Genomic DNA, 638 nt, shown 5'->3' with positions numbered 1-638 from the left:
GGGCTTCTTGGACACGAGCTGGTCGAGCAGCTCGTGCTGCTGAGCCATGTTGGGGTGCAGCGACGTGGACCAGGCGACGATCTCCTTGCTGCCGAAGTCGTAGACCGGCGCGAAGTAGGCCTTGCCCCAGGGCTGTTTGAACTCGGTGACGTCGGTGCCCATCTTTTCCCACGGCCCGTCGGCGGCGAAGTCGCGCCCGATGACGTTCTCGAAGGTCTTTCCGACCTTGCCCCTGTACGAGTTGTACCTGTGGTAGTCGGTCTCGCGGCGGATCCCGCAGCTGATGCCCATCTCGCGCATCATCTTCAGCACGGTCTTGTAGGCTATGCGCACGCCCTGCTCGGCGCGCAGGCACATGGCGATCTGCCTGTGGCCGCACCCGTTGGCCGTGCGCGAGAATATCTCGGCGGCGGCCTCCCAGAGCTCGGGCCTGGTGGGAGCCTTCGGGTGCGACAGCGCGTAGTAGTAGCTCGACCTCGCCAGGCCGGCGCACTCCAGCAGGCACCCCAGCCCGTACCCCTCTTCGCGCAGGGCGCTCACGGCCTCGACCTTCGCCCTGGTCAGAGTCCGTCCCTCTCGACCAGGGCACGCAATTTTTTTAGGTAGGCCACCTCGGTCTCGAGCCTTCGGCAGCGCTC

At 65.8% G+C, this 638-nt stretch carries 1 protein-coding gene; it reads right to left on the bottom strand.

Annotated features, from left to right (window positions below):
• On the bottom strand, window positions 1-540 hold a 540-nt coding region (locus tag ACTQ05_RS09555), incomplete at its 3' end, for an IS3 family transposase (RefSeq protein ID WP_441538975.1).
• Between the last annotated feature and the right edge of the window lie 98 nt (window positions 541-638).

Origin of the sequence: Collinsella sp. LCP21S3_A9 (assembly GCF_052118785.1) — a bacterium.
Taxonomy (GTDB): Bacteria; Actinomycetota; Coriobacteriia; order Coriobacteriales; family Coriobacteriaceae; genus Collinsella.
This window is presented reverse-complemented; position numbering and strand designations above follow the sequence as displayed.